Source organism: Pseudomonas sp. EB271-G4-1 (assembly GCF_058791355.1).
Map to the genome: position 1 here is coordinate 83,829 of NZ_JBYTEO010000021.1, position 23,349 is coordinate 107,177.

Here is a 23,349-nt window from a genome sequence, read left to right on the forward strand (position 1 = left end):
TAACCGATAGGTTTCCACCGCACCTGTATACTTAAGTAGTTAGGTTTCTTGCCATCAAGCAAAAGGAGACTAGGCATGCGAGTGCTCGCAGAAAAACCAACGTCAACTTGGCAATCTTTGTCCGCGAAGTTGACGAATGCCAGCCGTCCTCACTTTGGGAAAACCCACCAGTCTCTTTCCATGCAGAGAACAATCGGGAGCCCGATGGCTAGTACACGCCGAATTGATCAAACAGGTGAGCACCTGTCAAAAGATGTTCGGGACTTATTCGAGCCTCGCTTCGGGCACGACCTCAGCCAGATTCGCGTACACACCGACGCTGTGGCGGGCGAGTCGGCTCGCGCTGTAGATGCGCTCGCCTATACGACCGGAATGGATATCGTTTTTGGTGCGGGTCAATACGCGCCCTCGACGTCGCAAGGCAAACTGTTGCTCGCCCCTGAACTGGCCCATAGCGTGCAACAGGCTAGGGGAGTCGTTGCTCCGGGGCTAAGCCGGCCGGGAGACACACACGAGAGTGTCGCAGACGAGGTCGCCGCGCGCGTTCTGGCTGGAAAAGACGCCAGCGCGCTCTTGCATGCTTCATCACCCTCTATTCATTGGGAATCGGCGGCTGTGCAACGACAATACTCAAAAGTGAGCACGCCGGCCTCCAATCCAGATGCGTACATTCCGATTGCGGACTTCGTCACCTATATCGAGACGGTCGAGAAGAAGTATCCATGCGACTCGCCCGAAGAAATCGTTACACGGACTCGGCAGGAGTACTACAGCGGCATGGCATTCGAGGCACTCATCCCGGATGCGCATTATCGAAGGGTGGCGCCTGCCTACGCCCAGCCTCCCGGGGCAGGCGGTGCCCTTCTCTATTATTCCAATAATCTCTCCGATATGAGATGGGACGCGAATACTCGCCCTGCATACTCACACCTCTCCGCTCACGCCGATGAGAACTCCATCGGTGACAACCCATCCCCATATATCGTGATGCCGAACGGTTCGCAGATCGACGTTGGCCATATGCTGCTCGGCCTCGACGCTTTGCTCCATACCAGGGTGGCTCCCCCTTATTCGGCTTATGGTATTCGAGGCATCGATCCCGCCTCGTGGGCCGCCGACTTGGCGCTGGCTTCATACTGGACCAGTTACCACACACGCACCGGCTTACCGGCCGAAGACGCATCGGTTAAGCCAGCGAAAGCGGATTTTGACGCGTATTACAAGGCATCTACGCCAAACGAGGATGTGCTGGGTGACGCTGACGCCTTCGGCACCTTTCAACAGTGGGGTTCACAATCCGGACAGTCATTGTCGCAGGTGCTGCGCCTCTATTATCTCGGCGCGTCCGGTGGTACAGCAGGCGTCGAGCGTCGGTGGCACATATTCTGCGCCGCCAACAAACTTGGCTATACGGTCTCCAACGGGACAGTGACGTGGGCCAGCACCATCGAGGGGGTGTGGGAACCACGGATAAATCGGCTCTGCGATCTGTTCGAGTCCAGCTTCCGCAGTCGCGTCGGTTCAATGACGGTAGGGACGGCGCCGAGCCTCGGCAATTGGCCTTACTCGCTGCCGGCGCTTCGTCGCTTCCTCACCTGGCTCAATCCGAAGCTCGAAGCGGAAATGAGGGTGACCCCCTAATCAGTTGGATACCGACCCGATCCTCTGGTCTGGTGGGCCAACATGGGGAAGGGTGGGCTATCCACCTACGCGGCGGATCCGTCGAAGCATGTCAAATTTCGGCAACGGCGCTGCATCACCAACTTGCACAAGCAGCGGTACACGCTGACCTGAAGAGAACCGGCACTGTCTCAGCTGAATCGGCAGCCACGTCATTGAATGATTCGCCATGAACACGAAGGACATGGCCCGTTGAGAGAGTGGACGGCAGAAGCGGGTTTGTCGAATCAGTGGCTTAGACAGCTGATGAACATATCTAACATAGCATCTCGTTTAACATAATATACATTATGCGTACCCTAGGGATACAACCTTGGGTGGTAGTCTTCTCCTTTTTGAGCACCAAATGGCCTAGCTTCACTAAGCGGCTGTTTTTCATGCCGCGGAGAAAAACCCCAGTGGTCTCCCGATCGCCAGGGTTTTCCTTTGGCAAGTGATCAGCCGGATTCTGTCGAACGCGTACCGTCCAATTACCCCTCAAGCTGGTCCAGCTGTGCTGAGGACCGATAAATTATCCGGTTACTCAACTGGTGGTAGCTTAACCTCCGTTAACAAGTCCTTCGAATTCCTCATTGCTTTTCTAGCCACTGCTGGCGGAATAATGCGTCTCGTTGTTCCAATTGCTCTGGTGACAAATACTGCAGTTGATCATCTGGCATTTCAACGAGTTGCTCGGGCGTAAAAGTCACCATAACGATTTCTCCTGGGGCTGAGGAAATGAACTGTTCTAACAACCCTTATAGTTCAGCCACCAACTACATTTGAAAACTGTAAGAAATACCAGTTTTTCAGGCGTTTTTACTTTTATCATCATTCACAAAAGGCATATCAAAAGCTCACATAGCCATGGACGTCCAAATACGGCGGAAGCCGGCTTACTTCAAAGCCAAGCCGTATCCCTCGACCACTACACAACCCCCAGGATCCTTACCCTTGCTTGAAGCAGCCCGTCAAATCATCGACCTTTAACGGAGGATCCTGCTTGTGGTGGGCACACGATTCGGCTGCTGCTTTCAGTTAGAATCACAGGACTTCCCTGCCCTATATACAGATGATTCTTATAGCTCAACTAAATGTCTGTTTAGTTGAGTTAGCTGATAGTAGGTTTTGGAATCAGTGATGTAAAACCAACCTCCTCTAAGGCTAGACAACACGCTGGGAATACAAAACTAAATTCAGGCACCGCTCTTAGCCTCTGAAAATTTCGAATGGTTCAATCCTCAATACCTTGCCGATACCCAGGTAACTGGAAAACCCGGCGATGAGAAGGACCAGGCCAAACGCCAAACCCAGATTCCAGAACGCAATAATCACTGCGTAATTGGCCAATTACGTTCGTACAAGGGCAATCATCAGAGTGACCAGGCCGATGCCCAATCCAAAACGGGTCATGGCCGTGAACAGCGCCATGAACAGGATCATATATGCCAGCTCCCGGCTGATGGCTGGATGATCCGCAGGAGTAACCATGACGGTGTTCATCATCTCTCCTGCCATTCGGGCGAATACAAAACCGCGTTATGGCATCAATCGGCACGTGCAAGTTCGATGTCGTAATACTCCGGCACTGACACCGACAAACCCAATTGCGGGCTGATGATATGTCGATGCAGTCGTTCACATGATCGCCGCGTGGTGCAGCCCCTCCCCTACATCCAGTTTCTGCAAAGGCCAAATACACGCGCCTGTACCGCCGCTTCTAAACCGCCAGAATGCTGCATGGCGCCTGATACAGAATGTGCTCGGTGGTGCTGCCCAATAACTTACCCAGACCACGGGACTGGACTTTGCCCATGACGATCACATCCATTTGATGGTCGTGGCTAAACTCATTCAAGACTGCGATCGGGTGTCCTTCTATGAAATGTCGGCGATCGGACGGCACGCCGAACTGGTCGGCCAGCGCCAGAAAGGCTTTTTTCAGATCCCTGCCGAGCGCCTTGGTCAGTTCAGCAAGGGTAAGGCCGTCATAGTCCGCCAGGTACGCTGCCGAGATGGTGCAGGCGTACAGCAGATGCAGCTCGGCATCGCACTGCAGGGCAAGGCTACTTGCCTGCTGGATGATCCGTTCGTTCAACGTGTTGTCGGCGGGCGTGGTATCGGTGACCTCGACAGCAGCCACCACTTTGCGTGGTAACACGTGCCGGCTGCTTCCCACCAGATACACCGGCACTTGGCAATGGCGCAGCAGTTGCCAATCCAGCGGGGTGAAGATTGCCCGTTTGAATGCCGACTCATGCCGGATTTGCTTGATCAGCAGATCAGGTTGCATGTCGGTCACATAATCGATGATGTCCTTTTCCATATCTTCAGCCCACGCCAGTTGCGTGGTCACTGTGATCCCCCTGCCATGCAACGGGGCGGTCTGCTCATTGAGCCAGTCGTGATGGGGTCGCAGGCAATCCTCACGAAGCTGTAACCTGTCGCGCTCCTCAAGCATCCACAACCCTTTTATAGCGGGAACAAGTGCCAGGATATGCAGACTGGCGCCGCTGGCCCTGGCCAGCGCCATCGCATGTTGTGCCGGGTATTGGCGCAGCGTCGGATCGATTATCAGCAACAAGCGTTGATACTGGCTCATGACAGGTCCTCCAGTCAGATGAAAGTCCTACATGGACGAGTGCACGAGCGCCCCGTCCCAGGCGTCCAGCCCTTCCAGTTACTCAGCATTCAGAAAGTCGCTCATGCATTTCTGCGCCCAAGAGCCAACCCCGCCACTTTTTTTGATTTTGAAAGTCTGCCCTGCTTGCGACTTGATCTACATCAAGTCTGCGATCCCTTGTTCCAGCTGAATCGAATGGCCGGGGCGTGTTGTCTAACGCTGACATAAGCTTTGAACCCGTTCTGTTTGCCTGTCCCCGCCACCGCGCAGAAACGACTTCAGCGTTGATAGCGACCGAGTGTTGAGCACGTTATGGGGTTCCAGCCAGGCTCGACGTGCCTGCGCGACCCCGAAACGCAACTGGGAAAAATCAGCCGTGCGATGCGCATCCGAATTGATACTGATCAGCACACCTTGATCCTTGGCGTGTTGGCACTGCAGATCGAACAGGTCCATGCGCTGCGGCTGCGAATTGAGCTCCAGACAGCAGCCCCGCTCAGCGGCAGACTTGATGATGGCGAGGAGGTCCAGGTTCAGGGGCTCGCGCTCATTGATCAACCGACACAATGGGTGCGCCAGAATCGTGAAATAGCGATGGTCGATAGCCCTGAGCAGGCGCCGGGTTTGGCGGCGTCGAGTCAAATTGAAATGACTGTGGACGGCACCCACCACTAGGTCCAGGCGCCCCAGAATATCGTCCGGCAGATCCAGGCTACCGTCTTCGAGAATGTCGACCTCGACACCTTTGAGCAACGTCATGCCCTGCAACCGGCCATTGAGCGCATCGATCTGGTCGATCTGCTGCAACAACCGGTCGCCGTCCAGACCATGGGCCACCCTGAGGGAACGGGAGTGATCGGTGATTGCCAGGTATTGCAAGCCCGCGGCCTGCGCCGCAAGCGCCATGTCTTCCAGGCTGTTGCCACCATCCGACTCACGGGTATGGGCATGCAAGTCACCTTTGAGATCGCTTGATTCGATCAGTCTGGGCAAGCGATTGGCCAGCGCCGCTTCGATTTCACCCCGATTCTCGCGAAGCTCCGGCACTATCCAGGGCAGGTCCAGCGCCCGATAAACGTCGACTTCAGTGCCACTGGCCAGGCGTCGGTTTTCCTTGAATACCCCGTATTCACTGAGTTTGAGCCCCTTCTTCTGTGCCCTTTGGCGAATCGCGATGTTGTGCGCCTTGCTGCCAGTGAAGTACACCAGGGCCGCGCCATAGACCGCAGGTTCAATGACCCGTAGATCCACTTGCAGGCCTGAACCCAGGAGAACGCTGGCACGCGTTGGCCCTTGAACCAGCACGGTGGCAACATCCGGGTGCTTGATGAACTGCGCGGTAACCTCCACGCCAGGTGCGGCCGCAACGAGGATGTCGATATCGCCGACGGTGTCGCGCATGCGTCTCAGGCTTCCGGCCACGGTCGCTTGCTCGACATCCGGGATCTGCTCCAGATAACACGCCAGCCGCTCTGCCAATGGCTCGACATGGGCGAGCGGTAAACGCCGGTCCTTGCCGATTCCTTTCTGCGCGGCACTCAATAGCCGGGCCTCCAACTTTTCACCAAAGCCGGGAAGATGGCGAATACGTCGCTGTTCAGCGGCCAGACATAACTGTTGTACGGTTTCGATTCCAAGATCGTGATAGAGGTGCCGGACCCGCTTCGGACCCAAACCGGCGATAGATAGCAATTGGGCCAACCCCTTTGGCAAGGTGGCGCGCAACCGTGAGTGCAATGCGCAATCGCCGGTGGTGACGATTTCATTGATCTTGCCGGCCAGGTCAACACCGATCCCGGACAGTTTAGGCAGTGGTTCGCCACGCGCGATGATCTTCGCCAGATCGACGGTCAACGCCCTCAGCGTTCGCGAAGCGTTACGGTAAGCCCTGATCCGGAAAGGGTTGGCATCCTCCAACTCGAGCAGGTCGGCAATAACATCGAAAATCGAGGCAATCTCGTCATTCGCGGTGCCCTGGCCGAGCGATGAAGGCGCCAGGGTGAGCAATGGCGCGTGTGGTGATCCGTCCGGCCGCGGCATGGGGAAATCCCGCTGTTATGGGTGTCGATGCCAACAGCATTGCCGATCCCGATGTCTGCTCCTTGATGTAGATCAGATGCGCCCAACGAACGGTCTCGACGCCCGGATAGCCGACCGAGGCCGGGCAGTGCTTTCCAGGGGCGATCGCCCTGCCCAGCCCATGGGTGTCGCAAGTCAGCCTACCCAGCAAACCTGCGGCTCCTTGTGCGTGACGGGCATTGGCGTGGACTTCGGATGGCCTACGATGATCGGTGCCACCGGCACCCACTCTGAGGGCAAACCAAGGGCATTCTTTCCCTGGGGCGTGTTGAGAAAACCCTGGGCAAAACCGATCCAGCAGCTCCCCAACCCTTCAGCATAGGCAGCGAGCATCAGATTCTCGGCAGCCAGTGAACAGTCTTCAACGATCCACTGGCCGGGGGCGTTTGCCGAAATCAGGATAAGCACAGGCGCATGATAGAAAATCTGGAAACTGTCATCGTTGAGCAACGATAAAAAGTGACCGGAGTGCAATCCTGAAGGCAGGGCCTCGAGCATGTAAGCCTTGGCTTCGCGCGAAATCCGATCGAGCAATGCCTGGTCACGTAATACCGTGAACGTCCAGGGCTGTTGGTTGACTGCGCTGGGCGCCTGAATCGCGGCATTGATCAAACGGCCTATGAGCTCTTTATCAACAGCTTCAGTCGTGTACTCGCGTGTAGAGCGACGGCCGTAAATCGCCTCATCGATATTCATGGGTGCAAACCTCAAGAAGTTTGTTCATAACGTCGTCCAGCCAATGGGGTGGGCTGTTGATTTACATCAAGTCTGCGCACTCGTTTCGTCCGATGGCGTGCGGCCCTGCGAATGGCTTCGCAACGCTGGAAATTGATCTGCATCAAATTGACGAAGCGTGCTGATCGCACACTGAGCGTGGATTGTTTTCTTCCCAATGGCCGAGGAGAACCACGATGGACAAGTATCAGCAGAGCCACAAAGACAAGTTGTTCAAAACCTCCACCCATGATCCTTATTGCTCGCAGCGGGTTGAAGGCTCAGCCATTTGTTCGCAGTGTGGTGCGGTGTATCACGCCGGGAACTGGACCTGGAGTCGTCCTGAAAATACCGTGGCGCATGCAGCCAAAGACACTACCTGCCCGGCTTGTCGACGTGTCGCGGACGACATGCCTGCGGGCACCCTCACCTTATCGGGCAGCTTCTTGCAAAAGCATCGAGATGAAATCATTCACCTGATGGAGCATACGGAAAAGGCGGAGAAAGCCGAGCATGCCCTGGAGCACATCATCAAACTTTCGGACTCCGCGGATGACCTGATCGTGACTACGACCGGCATCCATCTGGCGAATCGCTTGAGTCATGCGCTGGAAAGTGCTTTCAAAGGGCAATCCGATTACCGGTACAGCGCGGATCAGTATGGCGTGAGCATCCACTGGACGCGCGACGAATAGGACCGGACGCGTTAGTTGTCCGATGAAAAAAAAGCGCCAGCAAAAAAATACCGGCGAGTTTTGACAAGCGTGGATGCGGCCATTCAGCCCGCCGCCCCACGCTCAATCGCAAAGTTGTTCCAGGCCTGGGCAACGCAGGCTCAACGAAAACTGGCGCGCGAAGGCCTTGGTGGCGCCGTATACGTGGTCACAGCTTTGGCCGGGGTCAACCTGATGGCCGGTTTCATCCAGCCCAGCAGTGCTTGATCACCCTGGGCGATTTCCGAGGCCAGCTCCCGCAATAGGCCTCGGCGGTGGCGCAACTGCGCGACCAGATCACCGGGCCAGGCTGCGAACGCAGGCACGATTTGCAGTATGTCACTTAAGCGTCAAGCGCTTGGCCAGTTCGGCGTCTGGCTTCCACAGGGCGTTGATACAGGCCTCTCCGTCTTCCTCTGTTACAGGCTCGAGTGACTGCGGATCCAGTAGGTGGCTGTCGACCAGCGCAATGCGCACGACGCCGTTTTTGTTGAGCAGTGTTTGTGCCTGACATTCGCACAAGGATCGCGATAGAGCTTCGATGGGAGGCTCTATCTCGGCTTTTTCAAGCTCGATCTCGAAACGCGCGGAGCAAGAGTTCACCAATTCCCTCAAGGTATGGGCAGCAAAGTGATACGCCATGAAATAACCCGCCGGCAACGCCAGCGAGATCAACAGCAGGTAGGTTGCGTCACGTTTCCAGAGCCTTTTACCGGGTCGACGCAGGTTTCCTATTGCCGCTCCCCTGCTCCGCCACCAGCCTTGCACCGCGTGAATCCCGATCAGCTTGTTGATGTTCATGACCAAGTGCCTTACCCAAGTGTCATTAAGAGCATGGGGCCGCCAACAGAATGCCCATTGATTTAGGTCAACTTGGCTGCACCCGTCTATTCACGTTTTGCGATGTATGTTTTTGCCCGCTTCTGGCTCTTCAATCGCAAAAGCAGCTTGCGCAGCTCGATGAACCAGAACAAAGAACTGGCCACTACAAGACAAAATCCCCACTGGCCAAACGTCAATGCACTTGTACCGAACGCCTTGTTGAGCGGTGGCGAGTGCACTACTGCAACCTGCAGGGCTACAGCCAGGACAATCGCCCCCCAAAGCCATCGATTGGCGAACAGTCTCCTGAATGCACTGGTTGACTCGGAACGCGCACTCAATGCGTTAAACAACTGCGCCAATACCAGGACCGTGAAACCGCCAGTGCGTGCCTCAACCAACGAGGCATCACCCGGTATCATCCCCCCCGGCAGCAACCAGTCGATCGTGAATAAACTCGCCAATGCCATGACCAGCCCCACCTCGATTACACCGATCCACATGCGTGTGTCGATGATTCGGTCCCAAGGTTTGCGTGGGCTGCGTGTCATGACATCCTCGCCGTGCGGATCAAGGCCCATGGCGATGGCGGGCGCTGCATCGGTGATCAGGTTGATCCAAAGAATCTGCGTGGCCAGCAGCGGCAGGATGATCGCGCCCTTCTCATCAACCAGGCCGATGACACCGGCACCCACGACGCCGAGAAACACCGTCAGCACTTCTCCCATATTGGATGACAGCAAGTAACGAAGGAACTTGCGGATATTGTCCAGAATGCCGCGTCCTTCACGAATGGCCAGCACAATGGTTGCGAAGTTATCGTCAGCCAGAATCATTTTCGCCGCCTGTCTGCTCACCTCCGTTCCCGTGATGCCCATCGCAATGCCGATATCGGCTGACTTCAGGGCCGGTGCATCATTGACACCGTCCCCCGTCATCGCCACCACATGCCCCTGCGCCTGTAGCGCATCGACGATTCTCAGCTTATGCGAGGCAGCCGTGCGTGCGTAAACGCAGGTCGACTTGACCGCCTCGGCCAAGGCCGCGTCGTCCAACTTGTCCAGGTCGGCCCCGGTCAACGCCCTGCCACCGGCCGGGATAATGTCCAGGTCCTCGGCGATGCGCGCAGCCGTTCGGGGGTGGTCGCCCGTGATCATAATGATGCGGATGCCTGCCCGACGGGCCTCGACAATGGCTGGCGCGACCTCCTCCCGCGGTGGGTCACTGATACCGACCGTACCGATAAACACAAGCGCGGTTTCAAGGGGTTGACCGGTCGTGACATCTTCACTGGCTGTCAAGGGACGGTAAGCCACGGAAAGCGTGCGCAATGCCGCGCCCGATAACTCATTCACATTGGCCACCGCCCTGGCACGCAGGTCGTCGGTGAGTGGCACGACATCCATGCCAACTTGTATGTGCGTGCAATGTTGAAGGAGCACATCGGGTGCCCCCTTGCTGAACAGCAGTCGCTGATCGTTGTGCTCATGATCGATGACCACCGCCGACATCATTTTTCGATCAGAGGTAAAGGGAATTTCAGCCACACGCTCGAAGCGATCGGTACTGTGCACGGGCGCATCAAGCTTGCGCTGTGCCACTAGAAAGGCTCCCTCGGTCGGGTCGCCATGAATGACCCAGCTGCCATCTTCGCGTTGCGTCAGCCTGGCGTTGCCAGCGAGGCTTCCACCACGCAACAGCAGCACATTTTCGTTATGCACCGGGCCCTTGCTGATGGGCATGCCCAGGTAATCAATCTGCCCATTTGGCGCGTAGCCGACTCCACTGACCCGCCCTTTACCAGATGCTGTCATGGTTTGCTGGATGGTCATTTCGGAGCGGGTCAGCGTGCCAGTCTTGTCGGTACAGATAACCGATGCAGCCCCCAGGGTCTCCACAGACGACAGGCGCTTGATGATGGCTTTGTTGCGGGCCATGCGTAGCATGCCGAAGGCGAGCACCAGTGACAGAATGGCGGCCAGCCCCTCTGGCACCGCAGCCACCGCCAGGGATACGCCCAGCAACAGCACGCTCAGCACATCATCGACAGTGTCAACTGGAATGAGTATCAGCACGGCCACCACCACAACCATGGTGATTAGCAGAACCGCAATGCCGAGCATCCGCCCTATGGCGCGCACTTCCTTCTGCAGAGGCGTCACCTCTTCGGGTGTGACCTCCAACAAATGAGCGATCGCCCCCACTTCAGTCGCCATGCCGATAGCCGTGACCACCCCGACTCCAGAACCCTGGGCGATGGCGGAGCCTTTGAACACCATGTTGGAGCGCTCCGCCAACGGTACTTCAGTGCCTGGGCACGCGGTGTTTTTCGAAACCGCCTCACTCTCTCCAGTCAACGACGCCTCCAGTACCCGCAAGGCATTGGCCTGGACAAGGCGAGCATCGGCTCCTACCGAATCGCCTTCGGATAACACCAACAGATCACCGACCACCAACTGGTGACTGGGAATACGTTCCATGGCCCCGTCGCGGATGACTGACGAAGAGCTCTGGGTCAGGTTGGCCAATGTTGCAACTGCGCGCTGTGACCGGGTTTCCTGGAAAAACCCGAGGAGCGCATTAGCCAACACAATGAGCGTGATGACCAACGCATCGACAGGCCAATCGCGACCGTCCATCAGCCACCAGCTAGCCAGGTTGATGACCACGGCGACGAGCAGCAGATACACCAACGGGTCCTGAAACTGCCGTAGAAAATACTGCCAGGCAGGCTTGACCGGTTGGGCCCGTAACTCATTGGGTCCGTCACGACTCAGCCGCGCCTGGACTTGCGCACTGGACAAACCCACACCGATGTCAGTGTCCAGCTCGCGGATAATCGTCTCGACGTCCTTGAGGTATGGCGAAGCGATACGGTTGCGGCCGGGCTCAAGCGCGCTACTCATTTCATCTCCTTGACAACGGAGTGTGCGTCGTTACTCGACCAATGGCGCGGGCAGAGCTGGCGTGATCCAGGCAAGTCCAGAGCCCGCACCGCGCTTACACCTTTTCGCCCTGTCAGCCGCTCATTGCCTGGCCCCGAGTGTCGCCATGTACTTCGCGACCGACTGGGCATCCACCTGAGACAGCGCATGATCCACCTGCTGCATCGGAACCCCGTGGGGGCGCTGCACACTTTGCTGAAGCCGCAGGATCTGGCGAGCCATGTACATCGCATGCTGACCTGCCACCCGTGGAACCTGCCCATTGCCCCGCCCGTCCGCACCATGGCAGCTGCTGCACGGGGCGATGCCCGCCTGCGGCAAGCCCTGGCGGTAGATCGATTCACCGCGCGCATCCGGCGTATCGGCTTGCGCCTTCATGGCAGTCTGGCTCGAAAAATAGTCGGCCAGTTCAACAATCTGAGTCCCGGTCAAATGGGTCAATCCGCCCATGTAGCGATTACCGGGTACATCGGTGCGGCCATGCTGTGTGAAGTCGGTCAGCTGTGAGGTCAAATAGTCCTTTTGCTGGCCAGCCAGCTTTGGAACCAGGGGCGAGACAGATTCCCCCGTCAGCCCGTGGCACAACGAACACAGATTGTCTGCCAGGGCGATGGCGGACATCGGTGCCGTTTCTTGCGCCCCGTCTTCGTTGGACCCGGTGCAGCCCAGGAGCGTGGCCAGACCAATGACCAGGAGGGTGGGTGACCGGTTGTCAGTACGCTGCATGCCCTTGACGTTCATGACCTGTACCCCTGAAGTGCGCTTTCAACCATTTTCGCCCGGCGATCGCACCTGCAATTGACAAACCTCAATCAATCCTGCTGAGCGCGTTGCAGCAATGGTGCCCCCCCACCTGCTTTATTGAGCGCATGAACTACGTCTGGCTCGATGGCCCGTCGGCGCCCGACTGGCGCCTTTGTCCCAAGTAGGCGATGAGCCTGTCCAAGGTATCCACCTCGCGATAATCGGCTTCGGGTATGGCGACACCCAGGCTGCGATTCAGCGCCTCGATGAAACGCAGCCAATCCATGGAGTCCAGGTCCACCTCTTCGCGCAATAACCGATCAGTGTGCAACTGTTCGACTTCGACTTCCGGGGCGATGCCTTTCAATGCACGCAACACCTCATTGCGGACCACTTGCGAATTCATATGAGCCTCTTCAAAGAGCCTGCGGTGTTTGCAAGAGACGACGCACTTCACTAAGGAAACGCGCCCCATAATGACCATCGCTGACCCGATGATCGGCAGACAAACTGCCAATGACGGTGGGCACGACGCACAGTTGGCCCTCCCTCACCCAAGGCCGTTCGCTGATACGACCGAAGCCGACCAAGGCAACCTGCGGCGGGTAGATCACCCCCAGCACGCTGTCCACCCCCTGATCGCCGAGTTGCGTCACGGTAATCCCGGCGCCTCCCAACTCGGAGCTGCGCAAGGAGCCGCTGCGCGCCCGTTCAACCAGGCTGGCCAGTTCGCTCATCAGGTGGGTCAGGGTCGAGTCCGCCACTTGATGCAGCACCGGGGCAACCAGGCCTCCCTGGCGCAAATTTATGGCCACCCCAAGGTTGATTTCGCGTGCCGGCTCGAAGGCGTTGTTCAGCCAGACACCATTGAGCTGGGGATATTCGCGCAAAGCCAGTGCCACCGCTTTGAGCAGCAGGACATTGGGCAAGAGGCGCTCTTGCAGCGTGCTTTGTGCGTTGTGCTCCTGCAACCAGCCCATGGCCTTGTCCAAAGCGATGGTTTCGCTCAGGTAATAGTGGGGGATCTCGCGTTTGGAACGACTCATGACGGCGGCGATGGTCTGGCGCATGGCCTGTTCATGATCGGGTTCATGCGTCAGGTGGGCGGCCACTTCGACATCTTCCAGGGTGATAGCGCCTTGCGCCCCGTGGCCTTTCAATTGATCGACATCGAGTCCCAACTCGACAGCGCGCCGACGCGCAGCAGGGGAAATACGCGGGCGGCTACCCGACAGGTCTTGCGCCTCGATCACCAGCGGCGCTTCTGGCGATGTTCGCTTTACGCTTTGCGGATCCTCCCCTGGCTCCAGTAACAGTGCGATGGGTGTACCTACAGGTATCTTCGTACCGATGTCGACCAGCAATTGCAGGACGGTGCTTTCATGCAAGCACTCCACGTCGATGGCCGCCTTGGCCGTATCGACGACGGCAATCACCTGCCCAGGCTTAACCTTATCACCAGGGTGTATTTTCCATTCCAGTAGCGTGCCTTCATCCATGTCGGCACCCAGCGACGGCAGTTTGAACTCGATCATGGATGACTCTCCAGATTCAACCCGGCAGCCGGCAAGCTGCAGCAATCAGGTTTTTTTTCCTTGGCACAGTTCGTGTGCCGCTGTGATTATCGAAGCCACCTGTGGCAGCGCCGCCTCCTCCAGATGCCGTGGATAAGGGATCGGCACTTCGGCGCTGCACACCCGCGCCGGGGGCGCATCGAGCTCGTAAAAGCCTTGCTCGACGATCCGGGTGATGATTTCCGCCGACAGACTGCCGCTGCACCATCCCTCATCGACTACCAGGGCACGGTGGGTCTTGCAGACAGAAGCCAGGAGCGTTGCGTCATCCAGGGGGCGCAGGACCCGCAGGTCAATGACTTCACACTCGATGCCCTCCCCGGCCAGCACCTCGGCTGCCGCCAGGGCTTTGCCCAGGGAGCCGCCATACGTGATCAGGGTCAGGTCGCTGCCGGCCCGGCGAACTTTGGCGCGACTGATGTCCATGGTTGCCCATTCGCCGGCATCGCCTTCCAGGTTGTACAGCTGCGCATGTTCGAATATCAGCACCGGGTCGGGGTCGAGCAGCGCGGGCCAGAGCATGCCGCGTGCATCTTCGACGGTCGCCGGCGTCAGGATTTTCAATCCCGGAATATGGGCGAACCAGCCTTCGAGGCTGTGCGAGTGTTGGGCAGCCAGCTGACGACCAGCCCCGGTCGCCATGCGCACAACCAAGGGCACCGAGAATTGCCCGCCTGACATGTGCCTCAGGGTCGCCGCGGTATTCATCAGAGGGTCGAGAGCGAGCAGGCTGAAGTTCACCGTCATGATTTCGACGATAGGCCGCATGCCTGCCAACGCCGCGCCGATACCGGCCCCGACGAAACCCAGTTCGGACAGTGGCGCGTCGCGGATACGCTCGGGGCCGAAGGCTTCCAGCAATCCAAGGGACACGGCATAACTGCCGCCATAACGCCCCACGTCTTCGCCCATCAGGAACACCCGCGGGTCCCGCTGCAGGGCGTCACGCAATGCTTCGCGCAGCGCTTCGCGATAGGTCATGGACAGGCTCATGGCGCAGGCTCCGGCGCAGGTCCCGGCGTATAGACATCGCGGGACAAATCCTCGATCGGCTCCCATGTGCCTTTCTCGGCGAAGGCGATGGCGTCTTCGACCTCGGCGTCGACCTGGGCCAGGATCGCCAGAAAACCCGGTTCATCCAGCAGCCCTTCAGCCTTGAGTCGCGTGCTGTAGGTGTGGATGGGACCTCGGGTTTTCCATTGTTCGACCTCTTCCCGGCAGCGATACAACTGCGGATCGAACATCGAGTGGGCCCGAAATCGATAGGTCCGAAACTCCAGGAAAAAGGGACCCTGCCCTGCGCGGATGTGTTCGACTGCGTCACGGGCGGCTTCATGCACGGCGATCACGTCCATGCCATCGACCGTCCTGGCCTGGACCTTGTATGCCGAAGCTTTCGCACACAGGTCGGTCTGGGATTGCGAACGCTCCAGCGCCGTGCCCATGGCATAGAGGTTGTTTTCGCAGCAGAACAGCACCGGCAGGCGCCACAATGCGGCAAGGTTGATAGACTCGTGAAAGGCCCCTTCCGCCATCGCCCCTTCGCCAAAAAAACAGGCGCACAGACGGGTTCCACCTTGCATGTGTTCCGCGAGCGCCAGCCCAACCGTCAATGGCAAGCCACCGGCGACGATGGCATTGCCGCCGAAGAATCGTGTACGGGCATCGAACAGGTGCATCGAGCCACCACGGCCTCGCGAGCATCCTTGCTGGCGCCCGAACATCTCGGCCATGATCGCCTTCATGGAAACACCCTTGATCAACGCATGACCATGTTCGCGGTACGTGGCGACGACCGCATCGTCAACGGCCAGGGCATGCAGAACACCGACCGCCACCGCTTCTTCACCGATGTACAGGTGCAAAAAGCCGCGAATCCGGCTTTCCCCGTACAACTCGCCGGCACGTTCTTCGAGACGGCGGATGCGTACCATGTCCCGCAGCAGATCCAGTTTGGTCTCCCGGGGCAGCGACACGGGCGTCATGATGGATTCTCCAGGGCGGATGTATCGCCTTCAGGCAGGCCCAACTCGCGGGCCTTGAGCAGACGCCGCATGAGTTTGCCGCTACGGGTGTGAGGCAGCGTGTCGACGAACGCCAGTTCCTTGGGGGCGACCACGGCCCCCAGGTGCTTGCGTGCATGACCGAGCAATTCATCGTGCAGGGCCTGGCTGGCGGTGAATCCACTCTTGAGGGAGACGAAGGCCTTTACCGTTTCGCCCAGCAACGGATCGGGCTTGCCGATCACGGCGGCCTCAGCGACTGCCGGATGCTCCATCAACGAGCTTTCGACTTCGAACGGGCCGATCAGGTGCCCGGCGGACTTAATCACATCGTCACTGCGTCCGATGAACCAGTAATAGCCATCGGCATCACGACGAGCCAGATCGCCGCTCAGGTACCAGCCGCCGACAAAGCAGCGCCGATAACGCTCCTCTTGTCCCAGGTAACTGCGAAACATCGCGGGCCAGGGTTGCTTCAGCGCCAGTTCGCCCACTTCATCGCTGCCCAAAAATTGCAAGGTATCGTCGGCGTTGCGCAGGACGACGGCCGCCTCGACGCCCGGCAGTGGCTTGCCCATAGAGCCGGGCTTGATGTCCATCGCGACCGTGTTGGCAATCATGATGCCGCCGGTTTCGGTCTGCCACCAATTATCGTGGATTGCCAACCCCAGTACGTCCTTACCCCACCACACTGCCTCGGGATTGAGTGGTTCGCCGACACTGGCGATGAACCGCAGGCAGGGAAAACGATGGTTGTGCGCCAGCGCGGCACCGGCTTTCATCAGCAGACGGATGGCGGTGGGTGCCGTATACCAGACCGATACCTGTTGTTCTTCGAGAATGCCGTACCAGCGCTCGGCGTCGAACTCGAAACCTTCGATCACACAGGTCACGCCCAACAGCAGCGGCGCAATGATGCCGTATGAAGTGCCCGTGACCCAGCCCGGATCGGCGGTGCACCAGTAGATATCCCCTGGGTGCAAGTCCAGCGCATATTTTCCGCTGACCAGGTGGGTCAGTGCTGCGCCATGAACATGCAAGACCCCTTTGGGGGTGCCTGTCGTACCGCTGGTGAAATGTAAAAGTGCCGGGCTGTCGGCGGTCGTGCAAGCGATGCTGAAATGGTCATCGGCTTCGGCCAGCAACTGATGCAGGTTTAACGCACCCTCCAAGGGCGCGATATCCTCGGCATTTTCGTTGTACACCAGCACATGCTTCAGGGTTGGCAGACGATCACGGATGGTCGATATCTTGCGTCGATACAGGGCATCACTGGTGAGCAACACGTAGGCTTCGCCAAGACACAGACGCGTTTCAAGGGGTTGCGGGCCGAAGGCGCAAAACAGCGGCGATACCACGCATCCGGCCTTCATTGCGCCGAGCACGCCCAGGAACAATTCCAGGCCGCGGCCACACAGCACGAACACTCGTGCTCCGGGAGTCACGCCCAGGCTCTTGAGCACGTTGGCAAATCGGTTGGTCAGCACGCTCAGCTCGGCGTAGCTGACATCGCGGTGCCCGCCGTTACGATCAAGAATGCGCAATGCCGTGTGCGGTCCAGCGTCTCTCTGTGCATGACGATCCACGGCTTCATAAGCCAGGTTCAAACCACCGCCGGGCAGTCCCGACAGCCCACACATTTGTGCTGCCCAGGAAAAGTGCTCACGGGCTTGCACGCTGTCGACCCAGTTCGGCGCTACAGGCAAGTCATCGAGCGTTTTTTTGATGATCCTGGAACGCATGGTTGGCCTCTTGTACTCAACAGCATCAGTAACCCTGCCTACCGTTTTCAAGGAGTAGACAGCCAATACGCTGTAGAAGTGGCTGTGGCGCAATGCCCAGAAAACCGGTCTGTGCTTGGCGCCGACTGCACAACCGGGTTTGATTTAACTTGCTCCGCCCAATTGTTCCTGGCGTTGATAAATATCAAGTGGAACGGGACTAGCCTTGTTCATTGTCGAAAAGGCTCTGGACGGCTTGAGGCCGACAAGGCGCGAACCCGTAACGGGCAAAATGCATGACACCTGGCCGAGGAAGACCGACTGTCTGCTCTCGCCTTGAAATTGACAAAAATCAATGCTGGCGCAAGGAATCAGCATCCCAATACAGACGTGAAATCGGTAGACGGGCAGCTCGTGTTCTGCCCTGCCTCTCTCAATTGAGTCAGACAATGGAGCAAGCATGCACTTCCTGGCCTTGGCAGTGGACTATGACGGGACCATTGCCGAAAACGGCAGCGTTCCACCGCAGGTCTGCGCAGCGCTCGGCAAACTGAAAAAAAGCGGCCGCAAGCTCGTGCTGATTTCAGGCCGGGAGTTGCAAGCGCTCAAGCATCATTTTCCACACCTGGATCTGTTTGACAGGGTCGTTGCGGAAAACGGCGCGATCTTGTACGACCCGAGCACAGACACCGAGGAGCTTATTGCAGACCCCGCTTCGACCGAGCTGGTGGGCCACCTGCGCGACAAGGGTGTCACGCCTTTGTCGATCGGTCGTTCGGTCATCGCCACCTGGCAGCCGTTTGAGAATGCGGTGGTCAGCAGCATTCGAGAGCTCGGCCTTGAACTGCAGATAACGTTCAACAAGGATGCGATCATGATCTTGCCAACCGGCGTGAACAAGGCGTCTGGCCTTGTTGCAGCCTTGCGCGAGTTGGGCATATGCGAGCTGAACGTGGTGGGCGTGGGCGATGCGGAAAACGACCACTCCTTTCTATCGATCTGCGGCTGTGCCGCGGCGGTGAACAATGCCATAGCGTCGATCAAGTCCAGCGCTGACCTGTGCCTGACTCATGATCATGGCCAAGGTGTCTGCGAACTGGTCGACATGCTGCTGGAAAAAGACGCGGCACTGGTTTGCGTCGAACGCATTGGCGTCCAGTTGGGCCAGTCCACCCATGGCCGCAAGCTCTGGCTGCCTGCGGAATCGGTGATGTTGGTCGTTGGCAATTCGGGTGCCGGTAAATCCAGCTACATCACCTGGCTGACAGAACGAATGGTCCAGGCTCATCAGGGATTTTGCATCATCGATCCAGAGGGAGACTATCTGACGCTGGAAGATGCGGTAACGATCGGCGGGCTGACCGCCCCCCCGACGACAGAAGAGTCGGTGCATTACCTTCTACAGGCTCAGCTCAATGTGGTGGTCAACGCCCTTGCCCTGGATCCCGTAGCGCGCGTGCAGCTGTTTGGCGAACTGCTGCCCTTTATCCAGAATTTGCGCAGCGCTTCCGGCCGGCCTTACTGGCTGATCGTCGACGAAGCGCATTACATGCTTCCCCACTGCGCAGGTTGGCCGCCGGGTTTTCTCGGGGACATTGGCGCAATCATCGTTGCCCTCGACTTCGATCAGGTCTGTCCGGCACTGCTTGAGGGGGTAGACGTACTGGTGACACTCGGCAGCACCGCCCGGGAACTGGTCGAACAGTTCGCCAAACGCATGCAGCGCCCGAGCCCAGGGTTTCCAGAACGCTCGCCAGGCCTCGAAAACGCCTGTCTTTGGAATGTGCACGAAGGCGACGAGGTCTTCCTGCTCGATCAGGTGCAGCCTCATCAAAAGCACCACCGTCACAGCGGCAAGTACGTCGCGGGAGATGTGGGTGCATGGCGATCATTCCACTTTCCCGCACTTGGCCAGAGCGCCTCTAACCTGACTGAGTTTTTGTCCTGTTCAACACGACTTGAAGAGCCCGCCCTTCGCGAACATATCAATGTCGGGGATTTTTCCAATTGGTTTCGCAAAGTGATCCGGGACGACGTGCTTGCCAATAAGACGCGCCTGATCGAGACGGACACAAGCCTGGCACCCGGGCAGGCAATGGAACAGATCAGGCGACTTGTACAGTCACGCTATCACCTCTGAATGTCACTTAGGCGTTCCCTTTTCGATCATTCGGCTGGTACGGGCATTGGCTTCATCGGCGGTCCGTTGTGCCTGACGTGCCACTTCCATCGCCAGTTCCGCCTTGAGGTGCGCCTCGTCGGCCCTCAATCGCGCCATTGCGGCGTTGTTTTCAGCGTATTCCAGCCGGGCATCCAGTTCCTGGGCCTGCTTACTACTGCATCCGGCAGTGGTGGCTAGAAGAATACCGAGGCAAACAACAGGCAAGCGCTTGTCCATGATCTTCTCCAAATAAGTCCCGGCTGCGAAGGCCAGTCAAACGCAGTATCCAACGCCACTGCAGGCTTTCTCTGACATTTATCAAAAAACCGGCTGGCCAATGGCAGAGCGGGCGACTGCGGCCTTTTTGATTTAACTCAATGTCCTGGTGCCGCTCAGGCGTAAAAAAAGACATGGGCTTTGGCAGCCCATGTACTTCAGTCATGCGGGAGAGGACAGGATCATGAGCGACATAACCTTGCGCAATACCATTTTGGATGAGCTTGATTTTCAACCCGATATCGACGCCGCCCACATTGGCGTGAGCGTGGACAATGGCGTTGTCACACTCTCCGGTCACGTGAAAAGCTATGCCCAGAAAGTCAGTGCCGAACGGGCGGTCAAAGCGATCAAAGGCGTGCGTGCCGTGGCGGAGGAAATACAGGTCCGGCTGGAAAAAGGCGCAGGTACGGCCGATGACACCATCGCTAATCGTGCCGTCAACATTATCTCGTGGCGCTCCGATACGCCCGAAGGCGACGTCAAGGTCGTCGTGCAAAAAGGCTGGGTAACCCTGGAAGGCCAGGTGGACTGGCAATATCAAAAGGAACTCGCCGAAAGCGCGGTGCGCAAATTGTCGGGCGTTGTGGGCGTGGACAACCGCATCACCCTGCGCCCGAGAGTCAAAGTCGTCGATATCCAGCAAAGTATCGAAGAAGCCCTCAAGCGCAACGCTGAAGTCGACGCCAAGGGCATACGTATCAAAGTCGAAGGCAGTGTCGTGAAACTGGAAGGCAAAGTGCACTTCTGGCGCGAGCGTGAAATCGCCGAACGAGCCGCCTGGTCGGTGCCGGGAGTCACCAAGGTGGAAGATCAATTGCTGATCGCCTGAATGATCGCCCCGGTTAACCCCAGGTTACCCGGGGCGATCCAATGAACATGCGTGGCGGACTCACCTTGATCGCCTCACTCGTGCCTGATCCAGATCAAATCCGGGAGCGGCCAACGGCGTAGAAAAGAATTGAAACTCGCAGGTTTTACTACGCATCAAGAGAATGTTGGATGGAGGGCCGCACGATGCTCGCTTCCAAGAGCCCCGATGATTGGCATGACTGGGACTACGCCCGTGGAAAATCCCGGATTGATGTACTCAGCAACGGTCGTGCGGTGTTGATCCGGCATGTCGCGCAAGCAGATCGAGCTTATGAATGCGCCCTTGTCCGGCAGTTGGCGCCGGCGTCCCGGCACGGGTTTTTACTCGGGCAACAGCACGAAGCTCGCAAGGGCCAAGGCTGCATAGCGCTGGTCCACGAAAATGGCCGTTTGAGCGCAATCGGCGCCAGTCGTTATGCCGCCATGGGTCAATACCAGTGCGAATGCGCGCTGACCGTCGCCGCTGCCTGGAAACGCCTGGGCCTGGGAACGATATTGATGGAGCACTTGATCGACGCCGCCCGCAGTAACGGCGTCCACCTGTTGTACTCGGTTGGCGCCTCCAGCAACGCGCCCCTGCGCGACCTGGCCAGATGTCTTGGTTTTGAAGCCCACGACGATCCCTTCGACCCCCAACAGGTCATTCACCGCCTGTACCTGTAAACCCGTGCAATGTTTTCGGGGCGCTTGAGCCTCTGGTACGACCCGAGCGCCATGCCGCCACCAGCAGCCTACCTTTCGGAGGATGGCGTTCATGAACTCTCATACGCAATCATTGCTGGAACAACTTTACGGCCAGCAACATCACGATGACACGTCGCACATAGCGCCGGTGTTGCATCGATACGCCGAACCGTTGCCGGACCTGGATTCCCCCGCTTTTGGCGACCTGTTTGACCGCTACGCCGACGCGCGGGTGGTGATGATCGGCGAGGCGAGCCATGGAACCCGGGAATTCTATCGAACCCGGGCTGCGATTACCCAACGGCTGATCGAGCGGCACGGCTTCAATATTGTCGCGGTGGAAGCCGACTGGCCCGACGCCGGCCATGTCGACCAGTATGTCCGAGGGTTGGCGCATACGGCGTGGAAGCGCCACATTTTCAGCCGCTTCCCCACCTGGATGTGGCGCAACAGCGAGGTGAAGGCTTTCACCCACTGGCTGCATCAGTTCAACCATCAGCAAGCGCCTGAACATCGCGTCGAGTTTCGCGGCCTGGATGTCTACAGCTTGCGTAATTCCATTCATGAAGTACTGAGCTATCTGGATCGGGTTGACCCGCGCCTGGCCCAGGAAGCACGTCGGCGCTATGGCTGCCTGACCCCATGGCAGGATGACCCTGCGCTGTATGGCCATTTTGTCGAGCGCGCCGGTGTAATGCCCTGTGAACAGCCGGTGATCGATCAGCTCAATGCCATGCTGGCTGAACAACTGGCCGGGCTCATCCGCAACGACGAAGCCTTCTTCAATGCGACGCAGAATGCCCGGGTAGTGATGGCGGCCGAGCAGTATTACCGCGCGATCTATCGGGGCTCGACAGCCTCCTGGAACCTGCGTGACCGGCACATGTTCGATACGTTGCGCGCGTTGCTCGAACACCGGGGCTCGCAAGCCAAGGCCGTGGTCTGGGCCCACAACTCCCATATCGGCAATGCCGGCGCCACGGAAATGGGCTGGAAGGGGCAGTTCAACATCGGTCAACTGTGTCGCAGCGCCTTCGGACGCGATGTCGTACTCATCGGCATGGCCACTGACCGCGGTCAGGTGGCTGCCGCTGATGACTGGGACGGCGAGATGTTGATCAAGGACATCCGCCCCTCCCGGCCAGACAGCTGGGAGCATCAGTTCCTCAAGGCGGGCGTTGCAGCGTCGCTGACCGACTGGCGTGACACGCAGCGCAAAGAGCTGCGCAGCGTCCTGTCCACGTGCTTGCTGGGACGGGCCATCGGGGTGATTTACCGTCCCGAAACCGAACGCTTCAGTCACTATTTCGAGTCGATGCTGGCGGAACAGTTCGATGCCATGATCTGGATCGAGCAAACCAGGCCGGTTACCGCGCTGCCGCTGCCGAAAAACCAGCAACTGGAAGCGGAGGACGAAACCTATCCGTTTGGGGTGTGATTTGCTGTCGGAGTGCATATCCATTGCTGCCGTAACGGGGCGCCTGCGATCAAAGCCTCGTTAGCCTTTGCTCTGCTTTGATCGTTCCCGCGCTCTGCGTGGGAATGCCGCCAGGGACGCTCTGCGTTCCACTGACGACGCGTTAATTGAGCCGTGCACGACGGTAATGCGGGCCGTCACAGGAAGCCCTGTGTGAAATTGGTTGCCTGCGTACATATCCATTGCTGCGGTAACGGCCACTTGTGGTTTCGCTTTTACAGCGACTCCCTTTTTCAAACGCCAAAAAGGAAGCAAAAGGCTTTGCCCCACCACTCGGTGCC

Annotated in this window: 22 protein-coding genes; 7 read left to right on the forward strand and 15 right to left on the reverse strand. The window is 58.2% G+C overall.

Going from position 1 to position 23,349, the window contains the following annotated elements:
* Positions 1-75: 75 nt before the first annotated feature.
* Positions 76-1,641 carry an eCIS core domain-containing protein gene (locus AC3WWR_RS12830; RefSeq protein ID WP_492598764.1) on the forward strand — a complete coding sequence of 522 codons (1,566 nt, stop codon included), beginning with the start codon at positions 76-78 and terminating at the stop codon, positions 1,639-1,641.
* Between the two features lie 608 nt (positions 1,642-2,249).
* Here the strand turns inward: AC3WWR_RS12830 and AC3WWR_RS12835 are convergent.
* The 5 genes from AC3WWR_RS12835 to AC3WWR_RS12855 all read right to left on the reverse strand — a co-directional run bounded on the left by AC3WWR_RS12835 (position 2,250) and on the right by AC3WWR_RS12855 (position 7,057).
* Positions 2,250-2,372, reverse strand: a complete 123-nt coding sequence (locus AC3WWR_RS12835) for a hypothetical protein (RefSeq protein ID WP_492598765.1) — start codon at positions 2,370-2,372, stop codon at positions 2,250-2,252.
* A gap of 637 nt (positions 2,373-3,009) precedes the next feature.
* Positions 3,010-3,162: a hypothetical protein gene (locus AC3WWR_RS12840; protein WP_175582348.1), complete on the reverse strand. Its 153-nt coding sequence runs from the start codon at positions 3,160-3,162 to the stop codon at positions 3,010-3,012.
* Between the two features lie 217 nt (positions 3,163-3,379).
* Entirely contained in the window at positions 3,380-4,261 is an 882-nt protein-coding gene (locus AC3WWR_RS12845) for a universal stress protein (RefSeq protein ID WP_020797511.1), read from the reverse strand.
* A gap of 234 nt (positions 4,262-4,495) precedes the next feature.
* Positions 4,496-6,322, reverse strand: a complete 1,827-nt coding sequence (gene polX, locus AC3WWR_RS12850; RefSeq protein WP_492598766.1) for a DNA polymerase/3'-5' exonuclease PolX — start codon at positions 6,320-6,322, stop codon at positions 4,496-4,498.
* Positions 6,323-6,496: 174 nt separating this feature from the next.
* Positions 6,497-7,057, reverse strand: coding sequence for a nitroreductase family protein (locus AC3WWR_RS12855; RefSeq protein WP_033043808.1), 561 nt, complete (start codon positions 7,055-7,057; stop codon positions 6,497-6,499).
* A gap of 215 nt (positions 7,058-7,272) precedes the next feature.
* Between AC3WWR_RS12855 and AC3WWR_RS12860 the strand changes: the two genes are divergently transcribed.
* Both AC3WWR_RS12860 and AC3WWR_RS12865 read left to right on the forward strand, forming a co-directional pair.
* Positions 7,273-7,770 carry a BCAM0308 family protein gene (locus tag AC3WWR_RS12860; protein ID WP_492598767.1) on the forward strand — a complete coding sequence of 166 codons (498 nt, stop codon included), beginning with the start codon at positions 7,273-7,275 and terminating at the stop codon, positions 7,768-7,770.
* 15 nt (positions 7,771-7,785) lie between these two features.
* A complete protein-coding gene (locus AC3WWR_RS12865) occupies positions 7,786-8,016 on the forward strand; it encodes a hypothetical protein (RefSeq protein WP_033043810.1) in 231 nt (76 codons plus the stop codon).
* A gap of 111 nt (positions 8,017-8,127) precedes the next feature.
* Here the strand turns inward: AC3WWR_RS12865 and AC3WWR_RS12870 are convergent, their stop codons facing one another.
* From AC3WWR_RS12870 to acsA, 8 genes are all read right to left on the reverse strand, one after another.
* A complete protein-coding gene (locus AC3WWR_RS12870; protein ID WP_083349098.1) occupies positions 8,128-8,589 on the reverse strand; it encodes a hypothetical protein in 462 nt (153 codons plus the stop codon).
* Between the two features lie 86 nt (positions 8,590-8,675).
* Positions 8,676-11,516, reverse strand: a complete 2,841-nt coding sequence (locus AC3WWR_RS12875) for a cation-translocating P-type ATPase (protein WP_492598768.1) — start codon at positions 11,514-11,516, stop codon at positions 8,676-8,678.
* A 120-nt stretch (positions 11,517-11,636) separates the two neighbouring features.
* A complete protein-coding gene (locus tag AC3WWR_RS12880; protein WP_083349100.1) occupies positions 11,637-12,296 on the reverse strand; it encodes a c-type cytochrome in 660 nt (219 codons plus the stop codon).
* A gap of 133 nt (positions 12,297-12,429) precedes the next feature.
* Positions 12,430-12,705 carry an acyl carrier protein gene (locus tag AC3WWR_RS12885; protein WP_033043816.1) on the reverse strand — a complete coding sequence of 92 codons (276 nt, stop codon included), beginning with the start codon at positions 12,703-12,705 and terminating at the stop codon, positions 12,430-12,432.
* Positions 12,706-12,715: 10 nt separating this feature from the next.
* A complete protein-coding gene (locus AC3WWR_RS12890; protein ID WP_033043818.1) occupies positions 12,716-13,834 on the reverse strand; it encodes a dihydrolipoamide acetyltransferase family protein in 1,119 nt (372 codons plus the stop codon).
* Positions 13,835-13,879: 45 nt separating this feature from the next.
* On the reverse strand, positions 13,880-14,854 hold the full coding sequence (locus tag AC3WWR_RS12895) for an alpha-ketoacid dehydrogenase subunit beta (protein ID WP_432669676.1): 975 nt from the start codon (positions 14,852-14,854) through the stop codon (positions 13,880-13,882).
* Between the two features lie 8 nt (positions 14,855-14,862).
* A complete protein-coding gene (pdhA, locus tag AC3WWR_RS12900; RefSeq protein WP_033043822.1) occupies positions 14,863-15,858 on the reverse strand; it encodes a pyruvate dehydrogenase (acetyl-transferring) E1 component subunit alpha in 996 nt (331 codons plus the stop codon).
* Positions 15,855-17,618 (reverse strand): acetate--CoA ligase, encoded by a 1,764-nt coding sequence (gene acsA / locus AC3WWR_RS12905; protein ID WP_033043824.1) that lies wholly within the window; start codon positions 17,616-17,618, stop codon positions 15,855-15,857. Before acsA ends, pdhA begins: the two co-directional genes overlap by 4 nt.
* Before the next feature lie 439 nt (positions 17,619-18,057).
* Between acsA and AC3WWR_RS12910 the strand changes: the two genes are divergently transcribed.
* Positions 18,058-19,737, forward strand: a complete 1,680-nt coding sequence (locus AC3WWR_RS12910) for an HAD-IIB family hydrolase (RefSeq protein ID WP_083349103.1) — start codon at positions 18,058-18,060, stop codon at positions 19,735-19,737.
* Positions 19,738-19,740: 3 nt separating this feature from the next.
* Here the strand turns inward: AC3WWR_RS12910 and AC3WWR_RS12915 are convergent, their stop codons facing one another.
* Positions 19,741-19,995, reverse strand: a complete 255-nt coding sequence (locus AC3WWR_RS12915) for an Lpp/OprI family alanine-zipper lipoprotein (protein WP_020797515.1) — start codon at positions 19,993-19,995, stop codon at positions 19,741-19,743.
* Positions 19,996-20,218: 223 nt separating this feature from the next.
* Between AC3WWR_RS12915 and AC3WWR_RS12920 the strand changes: the two genes are divergently transcribed.
* The 3 genes from AC3WWR_RS12920 to AC3WWR_RS12930 all read left to right on the forward strand — a co-directional run bounded on the left by AC3WWR_RS12920 (position 20,219) and on the right by AC3WWR_RS12930 (position 23,029).
* Positions 20,219-20,866, forward strand: a complete 648-nt coding sequence (locus AC3WWR_RS12920) for a BON domain-containing protein (protein WP_083349104.1) — start codon at positions 20,219-20,221, stop codon at positions 20,864-20,866.
* 185 nt (positions 20,867-21,051) lie between these two features.
* On the forward strand, positions 21,052-21,570 hold the full coding sequence (locus tag AC3WWR_RS12925) for a GNAT family N-acetyltransferase (RefSeq protein WP_083350159.1): 519 nt from the start codon (positions 21,052-21,054) through the stop codon (positions 21,568-21,570).
* 91 nt (positions 21,571-21,661) lie between these two features.
* Positions 21,662-23,029, forward strand: coding sequence for an erythromycin esterase family protein (locus AC3WWR_RS12930; protein WP_020797519.1), 1,368 nt, complete (start codon positions 21,662-21,664; stop codon positions 23,027-23,029).
* Positions 23,030-23,089: 60 nt separating this feature from the next.
* Here the strand turns inward: AC3WWR_RS12930 and AC3WWR_RS12935 are convergent.
* On the reverse strand, positions 23,090-23,349 hold a 260-nt coding region (locus AC3WWR_RS12935; RefSeq protein ID WP_492598769.1), incomplete at its 5' end, for a hypothetical protein.